Consider the following 18,430-nt stretch of genomic DNA (forward strand, 5'->3'; position numbering starts at 1 on the left):
AAGTTCCATCTTGATTTGAATGATGCCATCCTTCTAGTTCGCCAAAATAATAACCTCTAGTTCTTATAATATTATTTTCTATAATATATTCATCTAAATTTTTGATTCTTCTTATTTCGTCATCTTTTAAAAATAAATCAACTTCTATAGTCGTCGGAGAACTCGAACCAGTGCCTTTTTCAATATGGTATGATAAGTCCTTTGTTTTGTCGAAACAACTATCTTCATCAAAACCTTCATTAAAAAATATATTTAAAGCCCTTAATAAATTACTTTTGCCAGAATTATTAGCACCTGCAATTATTTGAAATTTTTCATCTAGTTCTATTTCAAAGTCTAGTAATGTTCTAAAGTTTTTGATACTTACTCGTTTGATATACATTAGTACTATTTCCTTATCAATATCTCTTTTATCTTCCCGCGCCCACCACTCTTACTATTGATAAACCGATTCATCTCAACAAAGTCTATTTGATAGTCTTTATAAAGCTCCTTGATAAACTCCGTATCTGAATTTGAAAGCATTGCATGTAAGCCTTTTTTGGCTAGTTTTTCAAAGGTATCAAAAAGTCTTTTTTGCTCATCTTCCAAAAAAACATCTTGATTGTAAGAAGTAAAACTTGACGTGGGTGTGAGCGGATAATAAGGCGGATCAAAGTACACAAAGTCGCCTTTTTTGGCAAAATCTAGCACTTTTGCAAAGTCTACATGTAAGACTTCTGCGTCTTGTAGCGCGCGGCTTGCGCCGTAAATCAGTGACTCATCGCAAATAGCAGGGTTTTTGTAGCGTCCCATAGGAACATTGTAAAAGCCCTTGGCATTGACGCGGTAAAGTCCATTGAAACAAGTTTTGTTGAGGTAAATAAACCGTGCGGCACGAAGTGCTGGGGCTAGCGAGGTAAAGGGGTCCTCTCTATCCATCGCCCTGACTTCATAATAGGCATCATGGCAATGGTTTTGTTCAAATACCCTTAGGTTGGCAAGGAGTTCTGTCGGAGTATTTTTGACGACATTGTAGGCGTTGATGAGCTCTTTGTTCGCATCAAACAAATATGCTTTTTTTCCCTCCAACATCCCACGTTTTTTCAGCTCAAAAAACAAAGCTCCACCGCCCACAAAAGGCTCAAAATAAGCCCCGAACCGTTCAGGCATACGCCCGATAATTTCATCCACCAATGCACGTTTGCCACCAACCCATTTTAAAAATGGTTTTGTAGGATACAGCGTTGGAGCAGTCACGGCAAGCCTTTAAGCAGAGTTTGTTGGATCTTAGCAAAGCGGGCTAAAAAGTTAGCTAAAAAGGCTTACATGTAAAGCCTTCGCTCATCCTATTCGCACAGCATGTTGACGATGAGGCTGATGATGGTTTCTTTTTGTTTGGGGTCGCTTTTGGCGGTCATGAGCGCAAGGGCCACAAGGGCGTTGTCGTTGATGCTAAGCTCGCCGTTTGGCTTGTGGAGCAGGTTATTTTTGGATAAAAAGAGGATGAACATAAACGCACCAATGCGCTTGTTGCCATCTGTAAACGGGTGACCTTTGATGATGTAGTACAACAGATTTGCCGCTTTTTCTTCCACACTGGGAATCAAATCCACCCCGCCAAAGGTTTGGTAAATCCCGCGCAACATTCCTTCAAACTCGCCTGCTTTTTCGCGCCCAAACAGCGCTGTGGCCTCGCCTTTTTGTGCAAGTTCTTCTTTAAGCTGCGCGATGGCAGCCTTGGCCTCTTTGACATCGAGGATAAACTTCGCCTCTTTGGGCTGGACGTTTACATGTAAGGCATCCTCGTCGTACCCTTGGAGCAGCGTCCACGTGCGGCCGTAGTTTAGGATGACCTCCAAAAGCCCCTTGGCTTCGCCCAGTTCAAGTTCAGCCCCCGAAATGGTCGTTTGCAATAAACCAAGAGTTTGGCGCAGCTCTTCTAAGCCTTTTTGTTGCAAGCGTTTTTGGTTGGTGGCATAGCCATTGATGATATATTCTCTTAAAATTTTAGTTGCCCAAATTCGAAACGCTGTTCCTCGTTTGGATTTAACGCGATAGCCTACAGAAATAATAACATCAAGATTATAATACATCACATCATACTTTTTGCCATCCGCAGCAGTTGTCCGGAATTTCCGGACAACTGAAGATTTTTCCAATTCACCTTCTTTGAAAACGTTACTTATGTGTTCGGAAATCGTCTTTTTGCTTTTGTCGAAAAGCACTTCCATTTGCTTTTGGCTCAGCCATACCGTCTCGTTTTCCAAAGAAACATCTAGGGCTATTTCGCCACTTGCATCTTCATAGAGAATAACGGGGGTGATTGGTTCGTGATTCATGGTAGGCCTTTTGCTATCTAAGGGGTATCTTCTCTGAAAAATTATAACTAAGAATCACCATAGTTATTAAATTTGTATTATACAATGGGCGTAAACCACGAGAAGCCTACCATGTAAGGCTTCTCACATTTCCAATCGCAGGACTTCTACGTTTTCACCTTTCTTTAAAAGCGTGGTTTCTTTGGGGATACACAGCACCGTAGCGCCGCCGAGGAGGTTGTTTAAGATGGCACTAGAGCCTAGTTTTTTGCCCTCTAGGGTAGCGAAGAGTTTGCCTTCTTTTTCGCGCACATCACACGCGGTAAATTCGGTAAATTTGGAGCGTTTAGCGTACTCTTCTTCCAAAGTTGCGGTGCAAAAACGTCTGGCATAGTCGCGCCCCAACATCGCATCCACAAGGCGCAAGCCGTAGAGTCCAAAAACCACCGCGCTTGAGTAGGGGAATCCGGGCAGTGCCACGATGTATTTTTCACCCACTTTGACTACGCGGATGTGCCGTCCAGGCTTGATGTCCGCCCCTTCGATGATGGTCTCCACCGCCAAATCCCCGATGATGTCTTTGACAAAATCATAATCCCCCACGCTCACGCCGCCCGTAGTGACCACAATGTCCGCACACGCTAGTCCCTCTACGATGCGCTGTTTAATGAGCGCTTTATCATCCCCCGCGATGCCCAGCAACACCGCTTCCGCGCCCGCATGTTGCGCCATCGCGGCGATGGTGACGTGGTTAGAGCTACGAATGTGTGCAGGCGTTGGAAGCGCCTCTCCCAAATCTACAATCTCACTACCCGTAGCCAACACCGCCACACGTGGCCGCACCACTACGGGTACTTGCACACAACCAAGCCCCGCAAGCACACCGATTTCCGCAAACCCGATGCGCGTGCCTTTTGTTACCATCACATCGCCCGCGCGGTAGCCCTCGCCCACAGGCCGCACCGCAAACCCCTCTTTTACGGCTGTCACGATGCGCACTTTGTCGCCTTCAACTTCCACATTTTCGATGGGAATGATAGTATCAGCCCCCTCGCTTAGAAGCGAACCTGTAAAGGTTTTGATGCACTCGCACTCGCCTACATGTAAAGAAATCTCCGTGCCCGCAGGAACGCGGTGCGTGAGGGTAAGTGCCCCTTTTTCTTGGTCGACGTAACGGATAGCGTAGCCGTCCATTTCGGAGGTAGGAAACGCGGGTTGGTTTTCTTGTGCGATGCTGTCGCGCGCCAAGATGCGTCCGCGCGCTTCCATGAGCCCGACAACCTCAACGCGCGCCTTACATGTAAAGCTTTTTTCAAGCCGTGCAACGGTCTCTTTATACGGTGTCCATGCCATTAGTTTGCCTTCAAAAGTCCAGCACCTGGAAGTGCTGTACTGCGCTCTTTAGCATACACCCGCGCGCCGTCGATAAGGTCGTATTTCCAAATAGGTGCTTTGGCCTTAAAATCCTCCACAAACGCGTCCAACAGTTCTAGCCCCGCACGCCGCTTGGGTGAAATCACACCCGAAATGTACGAACTTGTGTGGTTAGGCACATCGCCGATGGAGTGCGCCATCACGAGGTGCGCGTCCCGCTCCCTGGCCTTTTCTTGCCACGCGTCAAACCAGCTTTTGAGGATGGGTTCGTACACATCAAAACTGAGTCCCTCGATGCCATCTTCATCCCGAACAATCCCCACAAAAGTTACAAACGCCCCGCGATTTTGGTCACGGTAGGCGTTGTACCAACGGTTCAAAATCTCCTCTACATGTAAAGGCCCTTGGTGCAGTTCTAGCATCCTAGCCTCCACACACGGGAGGTAAAAGGGAGATTTTGTCGTTCTCGTTGATGGGCGTGTCCAGTCCGCAAACAAGCGTGTCATTGACCGCCACGGAACAAATCGCCAACCATTCTGAGAGTTGCGCGTCGTCTTTAAAATGCTCTTTAAGCTCAGCCAGTGAACGCACCGAAACTTCCACAGGTGCGCGCCCGATAGGGCCTAAAAATTCTACTTTTGCCATGGTATATCCTTGTTAAGAAACGTTGGAGGATTATACCACAGCTGGCTTTTTCGTGCCTTGATACATTTTTGTACACCAAGGTCGCACCAAAGCCCCGCGCGTGTGCTACAATCTCACTTTTATAACTTTACATGTAAAGGATGTTTCATGACATTGATGAGCGCACTCGCCCTTGCGGGTGCCATGGCCCTTTTGGCGGCCAGTCCAGGACCGGGCGTGTTTGCCGTAACTGCTAGGGCCCTAGCTAGTGGATTTACCCACGGGGCGCTACTTGCTTTTGGGTGCGTTCTTGGCGATTTGGTCTTTTTACTCATGGCGGTGTATGGCCTCAGTGCACTCGCATCAGTGATGGGCGAAGTATTCATCGCGGTCAAATACCTCGGCGGCGCGTACCTTATCTACCTTGGAGTCCAGATCTTGCGTAGCTCCGCCCACGCGCGTACCCTCAAAGGCTCTAGCGAAAGCGCTTTGAGTGCTAGTTTTGTCAGCGGGTTTTTCATTACGCTAGGTAACCCTAAGGTCATCTTGTTTTACCTGAGCTTCTTGCCCACCTTCATGAACCTCCAAGCCCTCAGCGGCGCAGATGTCGTGCTTGCAGCTACCATCGTTTCTGTTGTCCTTGGAACGGTTTTGTGTGCGTACGCGTGGATGGCCCACCGTGCCAAAGCGCTTTTTACAAGCCCCAAAGCCTTGCGTCGCATGGACGTGGGTGCGGGAAGTGCCATGGTCGGTGCGGGCGGATTTTTACTCTTAAAACCGTTGTAATCTATGGAATTTGAACTTTCAACGTACGCCATTTTTTTGGCGGTGGGCATCGTAGCGGGGTTTATCGACGCTATCGCAGGAGGTGGCGGGATTATCACCATTCCCGTACTTTTGGCCGCGGGCATCCCGCCTCACATGGCCCTTGCAACCAACAAACTCCAAGGCACCTTTGGTAGTGGCATGGCTTCGCTAAACTTCATCCGCAAAGGTTTTATCACGTGGAAAGAAGTATGGCTAGGGGTGTGTTACACCTTTGTGGGGGCGGTTTTGGGCACCTATGCCATTTTGCTCATCAACCCCGACATCCTCGCCAATACCATTCCCATCATGCTCCTTGCCATCTTTCTCTACACCCTCTTTTCTCCAAAAATGGGTGAAAACGACCGCCGCGCGCTCATGGGAACCCACCTGTTTTTCTTGGTCTTTGGTCTGGGGATTGGGTTTTACGACGGATTTTTTGGGCCTGGAACGGGGACATTTTGGACCATTGCCCTTGTGAGCCTCGCGGGACTTAATCTCAAAAAAGCCACCGCCCAAACCAAGGTCATGAACTTCACCAGCAACATCGTTTCCTTGGGTGTCTTTTTGTGGAGTGGCCACGTGCTGTTTTTGGTGGGGCTACTCATGGGTCTTGGGCAACTCATCGGCGCAAATCTAGGCTCAAACATGGTCATCAAAAAAGAGGTCAAATTTATTCGCGTGTTTTTTCTCATCATGGTCGGCGCTACGCTCATGCGACTGGCCTATCAGAGTTATTTTTCCTAGCGCTGGAGCGTAAAGGCGTAAGGCAACAGTGTCTTCAACGGAGCCACCACCACGGCTCCGTCCCATTCAAAAATCACCTCTATGTCTGCACCAAATTCACTGATAACCTGACGGCACGGGCCGCAAGGGGAGAAATTTTTTCCCGAAGATGCCACGGCGATAGCCACTACGTCTGTGGGTTTATAACCCAAAGAAGTCGCGTTGAACAACGCTGTGCGTTCGGCACAGATGGTCGCGCTTTGGGCAGTATTTTCCACATTGCACCCTAACACCACCGCGCCATCACGCAACAATACCGCCGCACCAACCTTGTAACCCGAATAAGGCGCATAGGCGTTTTCTTTGGCCTCGTGCGCTTTTTTTAGCAATGTTTCGTACGACTCCATGGTTTCGCCTTTTTGGCGTATTATAACTTACTTACAGTCCATGGCGCGCTTTAAAAGCCTCCGCTTCGGTGACGGCCTCGACAATCTTGGCGCTCAGTCTTGGAAGCTCTCCATACTTAACCCACAGCGTGTCTTCGACGATGTCATGCACCTCTCCTGCAAGTTCTACTGCCGCACGTTTGAGCTTGGCGTACTCTTTTTTGAGCTCTTTTTCATCCATCAAACGCTCCTATTTTTACAGACGAGTTATGCAAGAATGATTCCAGCTAAATGCAAAGACTACGTTAGGGTAATTTTGAGAGGCGTATGTCAAATGCCATGTATAAAGAGACAAGAAAAGGTACCACATAAGTAAGTCCCACTTTAATCCAATCTAAGGCCATAGGCCCTTGGGCTAGAATTATCTGATACTGATTAATCACCACCAACGCTGTCCCCACCAACGCTGAAACCTTAAGGGCTTTTTTCACAATCCGTTTATCGCACAGGGTTTCTTGGAGCGCTTTTTTTGCGTTTTCAAACATTACAATGCGTCCTTAATTTCTGGGTTTGGCATTCCAAGGTAATACCCTTGCGCGTAATCCACGCCTGTTTTTTTGAGCGCTTCAAAAATCGCTTCATCGGCCACAAACTCCCCGATGGTTTTAGCGCCGATAGCCTTTGCGTAGGTGCAAATAGAAGCGACGATGGAGAGGTCTTTAGAGCAGGTTGCAATGTTTTTAATGAGTGACCCATCAATCTTAACGTAGTCTACATGTATGGATTGAAGCTTTTTAAAGTTTGAATACCCTGTGCCAAAATCATCAATGGCGATTTTAAACCCCGCTTCTTTCAAACGGCCAATCAACGGCGAAAAGCCGTACATCTCATCGTCTTCCAAAATCTCAAGGACAATGCGCTCAGGCGAAACCCCTTTGGCGTTTGTCTGGGCTAAAAGCATTGGCAGAAAAGTATCTTGGCGAAGGTCTTGGGCACTTATGTTTAGAGAAAATTCATAAGAAGTGTCCACGAAAGTCGCTAGCGCTTCTCCAAGCACATGGGCTGTTATTTTGGGGAGCAGGTGAATCTGCTCTGCGACTTTCAAAAACGCAAAGGGCGAGATGACTTCCCCTTTGTCTTCAATGCGAATCAGCGACTCATACTTTTCAATGCGCCCCGTGTGGAAATTGTAAATCGGCTGAAAATAGGTGCGAAACTTGGCACTTGTTGCCTGTTTTACAATGTCGTGCAGGGTTGTCGCCCAGTAGATGTTGTTTTGGTAGCGGCTATTAATGTCTCCCATTTGTTCAAACTCTAGCACAGGCAAAGCGCTCTTTTTGGCTTCGCTTAGAGCTGTTTCGGCTTGATTGAGTAGAGTAAGTCCTGGCGTATCACCTTGGCTTGTGGCGCTTCCTGCGCGTATAGAAAAAGAGACTTGAATCTCGTCAAGTTCCATTTTATGAGCTGTAAAAGCTTCCAAAAAGGCTTTTTTGGTGCTGTTTGGGTGCGAGGGGGAGTCGTGCTCTACCAAAAAAAGCCCAAAGGTGTTTCCTCCCAAGCGGTACACAGAATCCACCTCCGCATAAGACGCGCCAAAAGCTTTTAGGTCTTTGGCGAACAAGGCAAGAAACTGGTCTCCTTTTTCGTGCCCAAAAAAGGTGTTTATCTGCCCAAATCCAACAACATCGAAGACAACCAATACCGCGCTTTGGCATTGGGTTTGTCTCACGCGTTCAAAAAGACGCTTGCGATTACCAAGTCCTGTGAGCTTGTCTGTAATGAGCTGTTGCTTGAGCATCTTGCGGCTTTGCTCAATGGCGGTAACATTGGCCCCATAGGCCAAAATAAATCCCTCTTTTTTGATGCCAATGGCTTCAAGAAGATAGGTTTGTTCGCCTGCAGTGAGGGTGGTGTTTACGCGCTCTTCTTTTTCGATTACCTTTGCAGCGTCCAAAGAGGAGATATGGCTAAAATGGTCAACAGTAGGAAGGATTTTTTTCGCAGCGACGTTAGCAAACACACTGTTGCCCTTGGCGCAAAAAACAAACACAGGCTCAGGGTTGTGCTTTGGAAGGTTAGAGAGAAAATCGCTTTTGGAGGCAAAAAGTTGGTTAATGCGTAACACATAATAAATCGGGCAAAAACCTACCAACGCTGTAGCCAAAAGCACAAGGCCAAAAATCCCCATAAGCGTCAAAGGAAACGAAGCATACCATAGCACTACCAGTGCCATTACTAGTCGAATAGCACGTTCGTATTTGTACAAATTTAGCATTTTGAAGCTCCCTTATTTGCATGATTGTCATCATAGCACAGCGGGCGTTGTTCTTGTGGTGCTTTTGAAAAAAAGGAGGGTATTTTTACCCTTTTCTATGCTACAATTCCGCCATATTACCCCAAGGAAATTCATGAGACGCAGTGATCTCAAAGCAGTTGACATCATTCAGATGGCTTTAGGAAACAAACGCACGTTTAGTAAAACAGAAGCAGAGTTAGCATTTTTACTCAAAAAAAGATTGACCAAAAAAGAGTGCAGTGTCCTTAATGACCTTGCCAATGGCGTTGATCAAGAGGTTACCATGGCCGAGCTTCGCATTGACGAAGAGCGGTACGACGCGCTTGTTTCTGGCGCGTTAAAAAAACTCAAAAACCAATCCGTTCACGGAGATTTTTTCGAGTAGGTTTATTAGAACTGGCTTATATGACTTTAGTTAGTTCAAGCATGAGATGTCGCAGTGCACCATGCCCTAAGGGCATGGGCGCCTTCTTTTCTCCACTGTTGCACTGTTTTTTGCGGTGTAAGTTTTACACGAATAACACATTCTCCAACTTCTTCTATGGGAATTCCCAGGTTTTCCACGAAATACCGACACGCCAACACAAAAGTTTCACAGCGCCCGCACCCGTAAAAACGCGCAAGTGAGGCAATAGCACCGTAAATATACGCGCATGCGTGCATCTCATTCAAAGGCTCTATCGGGACTTCCGCTCTAAAGCGTGTCAACTGATAAATAATTTGTTTAGCCAATTCGTCCGACATGCTTCCCAAAGGTGTATCTTTTACACAGGTCACAACCTTCCTTTATTTTCACCATAGTGAATTGTAAAAGCATTGTATTCTGTTTAAACTTACAAGAAAATAACACTATGGTGAAAATTTTGTGCAACCTCACAGCAATCGACATTGATACTCACCACATAACCACTCTCTATAAAACTATTGGTGAAAATGTAAAAAAAATACGAAAACAACAAGGAATATCACAACTAGATTTAGCTCTTGCTGTGGGGTATAAATCCGTTTCATCTATTGCTAAAGCAGAATCTCTTATAGAAAAAAAACATTTCAATATCGAACAGCTTTATAAAATTTCTAAAGCCCTTGACGTTCCTATTGAAAAATTTTTTGAGGGTATTTAAGTTTTTAGCCGAGGAGGTAAACCTAGATTTTCTAGGTTTACCCGCGCATCGCGTCTATGATCTTTTTGGCTTGTTTTTTGGCGTTTTCTACCTCATCTAACACCAAGGCCACCGCCATGCGGCGTCCTACGTGGCTAACAGGTTTGCCAAAAACCCGCACGAAAGAGTTTTTGGTAAACGCAGAAGCAGGGATGTCAAACACTGGCACGGTAGATTCTTCGCTACTTTTAAATGCCCCGCTCGCCCCTGGTCCGTAAAAGGTAAAATCAAGGGGCAATCCCAACACCGCCCTTACATGTAAAGCGAACTCGCTTTGGCTTTGGGTGATGAGCGTGACCATACCCGTATCATGAGGACGGGGACTAAGCTCGCTAAAATACACCTCTTCGCCTTTGATGAAAAATTCCACCCCAAACAACCCGCGCCCACCTAGACCATCGGTCACCGCTTTGGCCATGACTTTGGCTTTTTCAAGCACCGATGCGGGCATTTTCATGGGTTGCCAACTGAGCACATAATCCCCATCTTCTTGAAAGTGGCCGATGGGCTCACAAAAGACGGTTTCTGTTTCAGTGCGCACAGTTAAAAGCGTGATTTCGTAGTCAAAGGGCACAAACGCTTCCACGATAAGCTCACTGGCATCCCCGCGTGCTTCTTTGGCGTGCTCCCATGCTTTGGCCACTTCTGTGACGTTGCGCACGGTACTTTGGCCATGGCCCGAGGAGCTCATCACGGGCTTGACCACACAGGGAATGCCCACTTCTTTGACCGCAGCTTTTAAGGATTCGTAATCTTTCACAAAACGGTACGCACTGGTCTTCAGCCCCAACTCTTTAGCGGCAAATTCGCGGATGTGCTTGCGGTTCATGGTCAGTTTGACTGCATTGGCATTAGGGATGACACAAAACCCTTCGGCTTCGGCTTCAAAAAGCGCGTCGATGTTGAGCGCTTCGATTTCGGGCAAGATAAAATCAGGCTTTTCACGGCGAATCACCTCTAAAAGGGCGGCTTTGTCTTTCATGTTGACCACATGGGAACGGTTGGCCACAAGGTGCGCAGGGGCGTGCGGGTACGCGTCCACGGCGATGGTTTCGATGCCAAGACGTTGGGCTTCGATGATGACTTCTTTGCCAAGTTCGCCGCTGCCAAGAAGCATCATTTTAATGCTATTGCTTTTTAAAGGGGTAGTAAAATGCATGGGGGTTTCCTCTGTGGTGATGTTGGGGTATTGTACAAAAAAATGGCTAAGGCTTGGCAAAGGGCAAGGGGATTATAATAACATCTTTTAAAAAGGAACCGCGTGATTTTTGGCAAAATAGACTACATCAACCTCCTTCCCTTTCATGTTTTTCTCAAGCGCAGCGCCCTTTCCAATGCCTTCAAACAATCTCTAGAGTACAAAAAAGGCGTCCCAAGTGTGCTCAATCACAAGCTAAAACGCCGTCAAATCGACGCGGCAGTCATCTCAAGCATCACCAGCACCCACCCCATGTACCATCGTTTAGACATGGGCATTGTGGCCAAAAAAGAGGTCAAAAGCGTCCTTGTCAAACGGGGAAAATGCACCCTCGACCCCGCCAGTGCGAGCTCCAACGCCCTTGCCAATGTTTTACATGTAAAGGGGGAAGTGCTCATCGGCGACCGCGCTTTAAAAGCCTACTTGCAAGACCCTAGCGCCTATGTTGATTTGGCCAAAACATGGAACGCGCGCACCGGGCTTCCCTTTGTGTTTGCCAGATTGTGCGTCACCAAAGACACCGCCTTTTACCGCCGCCTTGCCGCGCGTTTTGTAAACCAAAACGTGCGCATTCCCCGCTACATCCTAAACCAATACGCCAAAGAACGCGGCATTAGCGAAAAGGATATTTTAGACTACCTCACCCTCATCTCTTACCGCATCGAAACCAAAGAAAAACGCGCCCTAAAGCGCTTTTTAGGGCTAGTTAAAAAGTGAGTTTTTTGTAAGCACGCCTTACATGTAAAGGTCAACACCATGTTCTGGCTCTTCTTCTTGGGCGTATGCTTTGTTGGAGGGGGCACTATTTTCTTCTTGTTGGGCTTTGGCAATCTCTTGCAATGCGCGCATTTCAAGCAACGTTGCCGTGGCGGCAACTTCGTAGTCGGTGGGGCTAGGGTCCGCAGGAGCGAGGGCGGCGGTGCGCACTTGGCGCATTTTTGAAGCCGTCTCTTCAGGTGTGTTCCCTTCGGAGGTGTCGATGGGCACTTCGCCACCGATGGCGTACTGGCGGTTGTCAGGGCCGACTTGATAGGTAAAACTAGCCCCACCAGTGACCACACCTGAGCCCGCAGCAAGGTGCGCGGCTTCGTGGGCGCGCACTTGGGTGTCACGGGTTTGGAGCTTAATGAGTTGGGCTTGCTCAGAAGGCGAGAGTTCTTTTGGGGCACTAGGGGTTTGTGAGGGCGCGTCACCTTGTTTGGAGGCAAGAGATTGGGCATGAACGCGCACATAAGAAGAAGAGAACGTGCTATTAATCTCCATCTTACCCCCTTTTACATGTAGGCGTTTTTTAGTGTAGAAAATCTCCTTCTTGTAATCTTAGTATTTTTAGCATTTTTTTCAAAGGTCGCTTGAAAAAAATGTTTGAAACTTCTTAAAAATTGTTATAATGATGCCTTTTTACTCCGCAACAAAGGAGCATGTGTGCAAATTGATTACCATGTTACGGCAGCTCTTACTAAAAACCTATCCCTACTATACGCGGAAGATGATCCTTTTTTTCTAAAGGAAACTCAAGAAATTTTCAAGGAACTCTTCGCCCATGTAGACACAGCATCCAACGGGGAAGAGGCGCTAGCGGTGTATCAAAATTTTAAAACCAACACTGGCAAATACTATGATTTGGTTGTCACCGATATCAACATGCCAAAAATGAATGGAATAGAGCTTATCAAGACTATTTATACATGTAATCCAGACCAATCAATTATCGTCATTTCAGCCCATAGCGAATCAAAATACTTGCTAGAGCTTATCAATATGGGTATCGAACAATTTTTGCTCAAACCCAACAATTACGACACAATGCTCCACGTTCTCCATCAAAGTGCTAGTAAAATCGCAACTAACCAAAAAACAATTTCCAACTCTTTACATGTAAAGCTTTCTCATAACCTCACATGGAACACACAAACATCGCTGTTGCTAGACCAGGGAAATGTCATAAAACTGACTAAAAATGAAACCTTACTTATGGCTTTATTTATAAAAAACCACTATAAAATTTCTACGTTGGGGGAGATTTTTGACCTACTCTGGCCAAATGAGCCACACTTGGCTTCTGTGGAAACGCTCAAATCCATCATCTCAAGGTTGCGAAAAAAGCTTCCAAGTGTCATCATTGAAAATATTTATAGCCTTGGCTACCGCATGGTTATTAAACCAGACTAGGTTGGTACTGAATGCTTCAATCTAAAATTTTACGAAAAACCATGGCCCTTATGGCGGTACTCATAGCCACATATATTGGCTCCATCTTAATCCATGCATTTCCCAAAATAAACACCAAAGTAACCGCTCTTGAAAAAGTAAACGTCCAAGAGGTATTAAGTAAAGTTGTAGCCATAGGCAAACAAGGCTATGCGCACATCGAAGAGTATGAAGTGCTTTACATGGCTGCTTTAGAAAAAGAACTCCGTGCCGCCTTGGCACTTCCTTTACAGCATCTGCTTGAAAAACAGGATTTGACATATTTGACAAATCGGTTGGATTTTCTGCACACGCAGCTACCTTTTGACGAGGTTGGTTTTTTTCTTGCAACCGCACAAGGGCAAGTGGTCTGGCGCTGGGGGAACTCTTTGCCTAATCTCTCTTCTCTGGAACAAAATTTTTTACAAAATCGCTCTTTTTTGCGGTTTTATACGCACACCAACCCAAAAGAAGCCTATGTTGCTGCTTTGCAAAAAGCGCCGCATGCGGACTATTTTATTGGCGCAGTGAAAAGCATAGGCGCACTAGATGCTCAGTTAAATCAAAAAGAGAAAGCATTGTTAAAGCTCCTTGATAAAACAATGAATGCACCGCGAAAGATTAACATTGGCAACTCTTTTGTTTTTAACGGCTCAGGAGAGGTGCTTGTCGCCCAAGATGAGGATTTTAAAAACATTCCACTAAGCACCACAATGCTTCCACAAAGCCCCATCAGCATCTTCGATGCTTTTACAAATGCCGCCCAAAAAGAGGGGACATTGCACTATCGCTATCCTGACTCCAGCGGAAAATTTAAAGAAAAAATTTTATGGATAGAGCATGTGCCAGAACTCAATTGGTTTGTTGGCACAACGCTTTACGCGGATGAGCTTGAAATTATGTCCAATAAATTGCAACGCATCATAGCCACCTTGGGAATTATTGTCTTTTTGGGTGCGTTGATTATTAGTTTTGTTTTCTTTAAAAAACTCTTACAGCCCATCTCAACGCTCTCCAAAATGGCAAACAGCGCAACCAATGGTGATTACAGTGTGCGCTCCTTTATTCATTCAAACGATGAGATTGGTGAATTATCGAAAAATTTTAACACCATGATTGAGACCATTGAGCGCAATATTGAGAAAGAAAAACAAATCATGGAACAATCTCGCCTAGCCCAAATGGGTGAAATGATGAGCATGATTGCCCACCAATGGCGCCAACCCTTGGGAGCTATTGGCAGTGCTGTTATTAACATGAAAATGAAATTGCAAAACGAGCGCTTTAAGGATGAAAAAGCCTGTGCGGCTTTCGTTAAAGTGCTTGAAAAAAAACTTGGGAATATTGAAGAGTACGTAGAGTTTCTCTCTACCACCGTGGATGATTTTCGGACATTTTTTAAGAAAAACACCCAAAAAGAGTCGGTTCCTATTTCCGAACCCATCGAAAAAGCGTTGCAAATGATTCAAGCCTCTATGGCAAGCAAAAATATCAGCATTGGTAAAACCTATCACACTAAAGATACTTTATATATCTACGTAAATGAACTTGTCCAAGTGTTACTTAATATCCTCAAAAACAGCGAAGATAATTTTATAGAAAAACAAACCCCCAATCCAGTCGTACACATCACTACCCAAAAAATAGACCAGATGTACCACATCACCATCACCGACAATGGTGGCGGCGTACCTGAAGCCATGTTGTCCAAACTGTGTGAGCCTTATTTTTCAACCAAACATGAAAAAAACGGCACAGGACTTGGGCTGTATATGTCTCGGGTGATTATTGAAGAGCACCATGGAGGTGCTTTACATGTAAAGAATGTGGAGAATGGTATCAGTTTCGACCTAATCCTTCCTGGGTAAATTATTTTTTACTCATGTGCAACGTTTATGCAACCCTCCTTTTGTACGCTTCCACTAGATGACCCCAAGTAGTTGGGAGACCCTTTAAAAGGAGTGTTCGTGAACGATGTACTGTCTAACGTGTTTATCTACACAGACCCTGAACGTTGTATGGGTTGCCACAGTTGCGAATTGGCCTGTGCTACCGCCCATTCAACTTATGACTTGCACAGCGCAGTGCTTAATGGAATTACCCTACTATCGCGCAACAAGGTTGTAAAAGTTGCAGATGTGACAACAACTTCCCAATGCGTACAGTGTAAAGCCCCCTGTTTGGATGCCTGTCCTTTTGATGTCATCACCCGCGAAGCAATCGGGGCAATTAAAATAGATGAAACTAATTGTACTGGCTGCAAATTATGCTCCAAAGCATGTCCTTATGATTGCATCACCATGATGCCTTTACCCCTAGAGCTTCAAGCCATCCCTGGTAGCAAAAAAAAGAAAAAATTTGTAGCCCTTAAGTGTGATTTATGCTTTGACCTAAGAGGTGAAGATGGCACTATAAACTCGGCCTGTATTCAAGCTTGTCCGACTAAGGCCATCACTCTAACACGCGACCCTGCTTTGCGCACTAAAAATTTAACATTAACTGGCTACTTAGCTTAAAAGGAGTTATACATGATTCAAGCATCTCATCCAAAAAGCGTAGATATTACCGCACAACAAATGATTTTTAAGGCCGAACTCGACAAAGTAGAAACTGTTTGGGACCGCCATGCAGCCATGCAGCCCCAGTGTGGTTTTGGTGAAACAGGTTTATGCTGTCGCGTGTGCTGGAAAGGACCCTGTCGCATCGACCCTCTTGGAAATGGGCCAAAGGTGGGTATTTGTGGTGCAACAGCAGATGTGATTGTGGCGCGCAATTTATTGCGTAGTTTTTGTGTAGGTGCCAGTGCTCACACTGAACATGCCAGACACATCGCTCACACGCTTTATGAACTATCTCAAAATAATGCACCTGCTTACAGCATCAAAGATGAGGCAAAGCTAATTGATGTTGCAAAGCGTTTGAAAATATCTACAGAAGATAAAGAGATTTTAGACATAGCCAAAGAAGTTGCGGAAGTTTCCATGGCTGATTTTGGAAAGCACCATGGAGAGTTTGCATGGCTCAATGCCGTACTCAACCCTTTGCGTAAAGAAAAACTCGCCTCTCTTGGCATCTTGCCACATAATCTTGATAGTGTGGTGGTTAATGGTCTTTCTCGCACCCATGTAGGTTCAGAATCAGACCCCATGAACCTGCTTTTAGCAGCCGCAAGATTAGCCGCAGCAGATGTTTCTGTAATGGCTATGGGCACAGAACTTTCCGATGTTCTTTTTGGCACACCCATGCCAAGCCTCACTACAGCAAACCTAAGTGTCTTGAAAAAAGATGCGGTTAATATCGCCTTGCACGGACACAATCCTTTGCTATGTGAAATTGTATGTGATGTGGCAGCAACCATGCAGGAAGAGGCAAAAAAATTAGGTGCGAAAGAGGGCATTAATATTGTGGGCGTATGTTGTACGGGAAATGAAATGATGATGCGCCATGGTGTACCATTGGCGGCTAATTATCTCTCCCAAGAACTTACGATGATTACAGGGGCGGTTGAAGCAATGGTAGTAGATACACAATGCATCATGCCAGCGGTTGTGGAAACAGCTAGCCATTATCACACCCAAGTGATTTCTACAATGGATGATAATAAAATATTTGGCGCAACCCATGTCTCTTTCCACCCTGAAAGTGCCGTTGAGGGAGCAAAACAGATTGTACGACTGGCTCTTGAGGCCTACAAGCGACGCAACCCCGATAAGGTAGATATCCCAAATCATGTACAGCAAGCTATGGGTGGATTTAGCTATGAAGCAATTACTGCTGTTCTTAAAAAGCTAGACAATGAAAACCCCATCAAGCCTCTAATCGACCAAATCGCGGGTGGCAATATCCAGGGCGTTGTGCTTTTTGGTGGATGTAGCAATACAAAGGTGGTGCATGATTTTAATTATGTCACCATGTCTAGGGAATTGATTAAGAGAAATGTTTTAGTTCTTGCCACAGGATGTGCTGCTGGAGCCTTAGCTAAAAGCGGAATGCAAACTTCCCAAGCTACTTTAGATTATGCGGGGGATGGGCTAAAAGCTGTGTTGGCGGCACTAGGTGATGCGGCAGGAACGGCTGGACCACTGCCTCCAGTGCTTAACATGGGCTCATGCGTAGACAACACGCGTGCGGTACGATTGGCTAATGATATCGCTATGACTTTAGGTGTGGATTTAGATATGTTGCCAGTGTGCGTTTCAGCACCTGAATTGATGTCGGAAAAAGCCCAAATCATCGGCACGTGGGCTGCAGTAATTGGATTGCCAGTGCATATTGGGGTAGTTCCACATGTAACAGGCTCAAGCCTTGTGACAAAGTTTTTAACGCAAGATATGGAAGAAGTCTTAGGCGGCAAATTTATAGTCGAACTCGATCCTATTGAGGCAGCAAATAAACTTTATGGAGAGATTCAAAAAAGACGCCAAAAACTTGGCATTTAAAACAAAGGGGCAAAAGCCCCTTTAACAATAGAAGGAAATTTATGAAAATAGCAATAACCGGCAAAGGTGGAGTTGGAAAAACAACATTAGCAGGCACTTTGGCTCGTCTTTTTGCCAAAGAGGGGCATAGCGTTCTAGCTATTGACGCAGACCCAGATGCCAATCTAGCTTCGGCTATTGGTATTGGACCAGAAGTTTTCCAAACTCTAACACCCTTTTCAAAGATGAAAGAATTAGCAAAAGAGCGCACCGGTGCAGAGGATGGATATGGAACATTTTTTAGACTCAACCCAAAAGTGGATGATTTGCCTGAGGAGTTTTGCATAGAGCACGCTGGCGTAAAATTGCTTGCCATGGGCACCATAGACCAAGGTGGCAGTGGATGTGTATGTCCAGAAAATACCCTTATAAAAAGACTGATGCAACACCTCTTGGTGGAGCGGGATGAAGTTGTCATTATGGATATGGAGGCTGGAATTGAGCATTTAGGACGTGGAACTGCCGAATCTGTGGATGCGCTAATTGTTGTGGTTGAGCCAGGCAGACGCAGTATTCAAACAGCCCATCAAATTAAAGGGCTTGCTAAAGACATCGGAATTGAGCGTGTGTTTTTAGTCGCAAGCAAACTCCAAAACCCTGAGGATTTGGCTTTTCTGGAAGCGCAATTGCCTGAATTTAGTTTTCTAGGCGGCGTGGGATTTAGTGAAGCCATTAAAGAAGCAGACATGAAAGGAATTTCTTTGGCTGATGGCCCTTTGGAAATTTTAGCCCAATTTATAACCATTAAAGAGGCATTAACAGCCAAACTAAAGTAAAATTTGTAAAATAAAAAGCGACAGAGTCAACTCCCAGCATCCCTTAAGGCTTTGTTAGGGTTTTTTAAACACTTGTGAGTTTGTTGTAGATTTACGGTTATAAATAAATTTATAT

At 45.6% G+C, this 18,430-nt stretch carries 23 protein-coding genes; 10 read left to right on the top strand and 13 right to left on the bottom strand.

The annotated features are described in order from the left end of the window. The 6 genes from JWV37_RS11440 to JWV37_RS11465 form a co-directional block, all read right to left on the bottom strand. Window positions 1-382 (bottom strand): AAA family ATPase (locus JWV37_RS11440; RefSeq protein WP_205459957.1); only part of this gene is annotated, 382 nt, incomplete at its 3' end. 5 nt (window positions 383-387) lie between these two features. Beyond that, window positions 388-1,239: a DNA adenine methylase gene (locus JWV37_RS11445; protein ID WP_205459958.1), complete on the bottom strand. Its 852-nt coding sequence runs from the start codon at window positions 1,237-1,239 to the stop codon at window positions 388-390. A gap of 89 nt (window positions 1,240-1,328) precedes the next feature. After that, on the bottom strand, window positions 1,329-2,321 hold the full coding sequence (locus tag JWV37_RS11450; RefSeq protein ID WP_205459959.1) for a virulence RhuM family protein/type II toxin-antitoxin system death-on-curing family toxin: 993 nt from the start codon (window positions 2,319-2,321) through the stop codon (window positions 1,329-1,331). Window positions 2,322-2,444: 123 nt separating this feature from the next. Further along, window positions 2,445-3,653, bottom strand: a complete 1,209-nt coding sequence (locus JWV37_RS11455; protein WP_205459960.1) for a molybdopterin molybdotransferase MoeA — start codon at window positions 3,651-3,653, stop codon at window positions 2,445-2,447. Then, window positions 3,653-4,096 (bottom strand): molybdopterin synthase catalytic subunit, encoded by a 444-nt coding sequence (locus JWV37_RS11460; protein ID WP_205459961.1) that lies wholly within the window; start codon window positions 4,094-4,096, stop codon window positions 3,653-3,655. Before JWV37_RS11460 ends, JWV37_RS11455 begins: the two co-directional genes overlap by 1 nt. A 1-nt stretch (window position 4,097) precedes the next feature. Next, window positions 4,098-4,319: a MoaD/ThiS family protein gene (locus JWV37_RS11465; protein ID WP_205459962.1), complete on the bottom strand. Its 222-nt coding sequence runs from the start codon at window positions 4,317-4,319 to the stop codon at window positions 4,098-4,100. Between the two features lie 147 nt (window positions 4,320-4,466). Between JWV37_RS11465 and JWV37_RS11470 the strand changes: the two genes are divergently transcribed. Together JWV37_RS11470 and JWV37_RS11475 are read left to right on the top strand one after the other, a co-directional pair. Beyond that, complete coding sequence (locus tag JWV37_RS11470) at window positions 4,467-5,084, top strand: LysE family translocator (RefSeq protein ID WP_205459963.1); 618 nt, start codon at window positions 4,467-4,469, stop codon at window positions 5,082-5,084. Window positions 5,085-5,087: 3 nt separating this feature from the next. Beyond that, window positions 5,088-5,849, top strand: coding sequence for a TSUP family transporter (locus tag JWV37_RS11475; RefSeq protein WP_205459964.1), 762 nt, complete (start codon window positions 5,088-5,090; stop codon window positions 5,847-5,849). On the opposite strand, the gene JWV37_RS11480 is transcribed toward JWV37_RS11475, so the two are convergent. From JWV37_RS11480 to JWV37_RS11495, 4 genes are all read right to left on the bottom strand, one after another. Then, complete coding sequence (locus JWV37_RS11480; protein ID WP_205459965.1) at window positions 5,846-6,235, bottom strand: cytidine deaminase; 390 nt, start codon at window positions 6,233-6,235, stop codon at window positions 5,846-5,848. The genes JWV37_RS11475 and JWV37_RS11480 overlap by 4 nt on opposite strands. A gap of 31 nt (window positions 6,236-6,266) precedes the next feature. Continuing rightward, window positions 6,267-6,455 carry a CCE_0567 family metalloprotein gene (locus JWV37_RS11485; protein ID WP_205459966.1) on the bottom strand — a complete coding sequence of 63 codons (189 nt, stop codon included), beginning with the start codon at window positions 6,453-6,455 and terminating at the stop codon, window positions 6,267-6,269. A gap of 64 nt (window positions 6,456-6,519) precedes the next feature. After that, window positions 6,520-6,759: a nitrate/nitrite transporter NrtS gene (gene nrtS / locus JWV37_RS11490; RefSeq protein ID WP_205459967.1), complete on the bottom strand. Its 240-nt coding sequence runs from the start codon at window positions 6,757-6,759 to the stop codon at window positions 6,520-6,522. Next, on the bottom strand, window positions 6,759-8,489 hold the full coding sequence (locus tag JWV37_RS11495; RefSeq protein ID WP_205459968.1) for an EAL domain-containing protein: 1,731 nt from the start codon (window positions 8,487-8,489) through the stop codon (window positions 6,759-6,761). The genes nrtS and JWV37_RS11495 overlap by 1 nt, the downstream gene beginning before the upstream one ends. A 133-nt stretch (window positions 8,490-8,622) precedes the next feature. On the opposite strand from JWV37_RS11495, the gene JWV37_RS11500 reads away from it, so the two are divergent. Continuing rightward, on the top strand, window positions 8,623-8,895 hold the full coding sequence (locus tag JWV37_RS11500) for a hypothetical protein (RefSeq protein WP_205459969.1): 273 nt from the start codon (window positions 8,623-8,625) through the stop codon (window positions 8,893-8,895). A 35-nt stretch (window positions 8,896-8,930) separates the two neighbouring features. Here the strand turns inward: JWV37_RS11500 and JWV37_RS11505 are convergent, their stop codons facing one another. Beyond that, the gene (locus JWV37_RS11505; RefSeq protein WP_205459970.1) at window positions 8,931-9,287 is read right to left on the bottom strand and encodes a hypothetical protein; all 357 of its coding nucleotides are present in this window, start codon (window positions 9,285-9,287) and stop codon (window positions 8,931-8,933) included. Between the two features lie 77 nt (window positions 9,288-9,364). Between JWV37_RS11505 and JWV37_RS11510 the strand changes: the two genes are divergently transcribed. Beyond that, a complete protein-coding gene (locus JWV37_RS11510; protein ID WP_369407681.1) occupies window positions 9,365-9,634 on the top strand; it encodes a helix-turn-helix domain-containing protein in 270 nt (89 codons plus the stop codon). Between the two features lie 37 nt (window positions 9,635-9,671). On the opposite strand, the gene purT is transcribed toward JWV37_RS11510, so the two are convergent. Continuing rightward, the gene (gene purT / locus JWV37_RS11515) at window positions 9,672-10,832 is read right to left on the bottom strand and encodes a formate-dependent phosphoribosylglycinamide formyltransferase (RefSeq protein ID WP_205459972.1); all 1,161 of its coding nucleotides are present in this window, start codon (window positions 10,830-10,832) and stop codon (window positions 9,672-9,674) included. A 102-nt stretch (window positions 10,833-10,934) separates the two neighbouring features. On the opposite strand from purT, the gene JWV37_RS11520 reads away from it, so the two are divergent. Continuing rightward, window positions 10,935-11,588: an MqnA/MqnD/SBP family protein gene (locus JWV37_RS11520; protein ID WP_205459973.1), complete on the top strand. Its 654-nt coding sequence runs from the start codon at window positions 10,935-10,937 to the stop codon at window positions 11,586-11,588. An 18-nt stretch (window positions 11,589-11,606) separates the two neighbouring features. Here JWV37_RS11520 and JWV37_RS11525 read toward each other — a convergent pair whose 3' ends face one another. Further along, the gene (locus tag JWV37_RS11525; RefSeq protein ID WP_205459974.1) at window positions 11,607-12,134 is read right to left on the bottom strand and encodes a putative metalloprotease CJM1_0395 family protein; all 528 of its coding nucleotides are present in this window, start codon (window positions 12,132-12,134) and stop codon (window positions 11,607-11,609) included. Window positions 12,135-12,296: 162 nt separating this feature from the next. Here JWV37_RS11525 and JWV37_RS11530 point away from each other — a divergent pair, with 162 nt between their 5' ends. From JWV37_RS11530 to JWV37_RS11550, 5 genes are all read left to right on the top strand, one after another. Further along, a complete protein-coding gene (locus JWV37_RS11530) occupies window positions 12,297-13,043 on the top strand; it encodes a response regulator transcription factor (RefSeq protein WP_205459975.1) in 747 nt (248 codons plus the stop codon). An 11-nt stretch (window positions 13,044-13,054) separates the two neighbouring features. Then, the gene (locus JWV37_RS11535) at window positions 13,055-14,929 is read left to right on the top strand and encodes a HAMP domain-containing sensor histidine kinase (protein ID WP_205459976.1); all 1,875 of its coding nucleotides are present in this window, start codon (window positions 13,055-13,057) and stop codon (window positions 14,927-14,929) included. 99 nt (window positions 14,930-15,028) lie between these two features. Continuing rightward, on the top strand, window positions 15,029-15,577 hold the full coding sequence (locus tag JWV37_RS11540; protein WP_205459977.1) for a 4Fe-4S dicluster domain-containing protein: 549 nt from the start codon (window positions 15,029-15,031) through the stop codon (window positions 15,575-15,577). A 12-nt stretch (window positions 15,578-15,589) separates the two neighbouring features. Then, complete coding sequence (cooS, locus tag JWV37_RS11545; RefSeq protein WP_205459978.1) at window positions 15,590-17,500, top strand: anaerobic carbon-monoxide dehydrogenase catalytic subunit; 1,911 nt, start codon at window positions 15,590-15,592, stop codon at window positions 17,498-17,500. Window positions 17,501-17,541: 41 nt separating this feature from the next. Beyond that, window positions 17,542-18,315, top strand: a complete 774-nt coding sequence (locus JWV37_RS11550; protein ID WP_205459979.1) for an ATP-binding protein — start codon at window positions 17,542-17,544, stop codon at window positions 18,313-18,315. Window positions 18,316-18,430: the final 115 nt, after the last annotated feature.

Source organism: Sulfurospirillum tamanense (assembly GCF_016937535.1).
GTDB classification, from domain to species: Bacteria; Campylobacterota; Campylobacteria; order Campylobacterales; family Campylobacteraceae; genus Sulfurospirillum_B; species Sulfurospirillum_B tamanense.

Bases quoted from the DNA above. Each gene is read 5' to 3' on its own strand.
- JWV37_RS11450 (WP_205459959.1), bottom strand. From the start codon at position 2,321: ATGAATCACGAACCAATCACCCCCGTTATTCTCTATGAAGATGCAAGT.
- JWV37_RS11455 (WP_205459960.1), bottom strand. From the start codon at position 3,653: ATGGCATGGACACCGTATAAAGAGACCGTTGCACGGCTTGAAAAAAGC.
- JWV37_RS11460 (WP_205459961.1), bottom strand. From the start codon at position 4,096: ATGCTAGAACTGCACCAAGGGCCTTTACATGTAGAGGAGATTTTGAAC.
- JWV37_RS11465 (WP_205459962.1), bottom strand. From the start codon at position 4,319: ATGGCAAAAGTAGAATTTTTAGGCCCTATCGGGCGCGCACCTGTGGAA.
- JWV37_RS11470 (WP_205459963.1), top strand. From the start codon at position 4,467: ATGACATTGATGAGCGCACTCGCCCTTGCGGGTGCCATGGCCCTTTTG.
- JWV37_RS11475 (WP_205459964.1), top strand. From the start codon at position 5,088: ATGGAATTTGAACTTTCAACGTACGCCATTTTTTTGGCGGTGGGCATC.
- JWV37_RS11480 (WP_205459965.1), bottom strand. From the start codon at position 6,235: ATGGAGTCGTACGAAACATTGCTAAAAAAAGCGCACGAGGCCAAAGAA.
- JWV37_RS11485 (WP_205459966.1), bottom strand. From the start codon at position 6,455: ATGGATGAAAAAGAGCTCAAAAAAGAGTACGCCAAGCTCAAACGTGCG.
- nrtS (WP_205459967.1), bottom strand. From the start codon at position 6,759: ATGTTTGAAAACGCAAAAAAAGCGCTCCAAGAAACCCTGTGCGATAAA.
- JWV37_RS11495 (WP_205459968.1), bottom strand. From the start codon at position 8,489: ATGCTAAATTTGTACAAATACGAACGTGCTATTCGACTAGTAATGGCA.
- JWV37_RS11500 (WP_205459969.1), top strand. From the start codon at position 8,623: ATGAGACGCAGTGATCTCAAAGCAGTTGACATCATTCAGATGGCTTTA.
- purT (WP_205459972.1), bottom strand. From the start codon at position 10,832: ATGCATTTTACTACCCCTTTAAAAAGCAATAGCATTAAAATGATGCTT.
- JWV37_RS11525 (WP_205459974.1), bottom strand. From the start codon at position 12,134: ATGGAGATTAATAGCACGTTCTCTTCTTCTTATGTGCGCGTTCATGCC.
- JWV37_RS11535 (WP_205459976.1), top strand. From the start codon at position 13,055: ATGCTTCAATCTAAAATTTTACGAAAAACCATGGCCCTTATGGCGGTA.
- cooS (WP_205459978.1), top strand. From the start codon at position 15,590: ATGATTCAAGCATCTCATCCAAAAAGCGTAGATATTACCGCACAACAA.
- JWV37_RS11550 (WP_205459979.1), top strand. From the start codon at position 17,542: ATGAAAATAGCAATAACCGGCAAAGGTGGAGTTGGAAAAACAACATTA.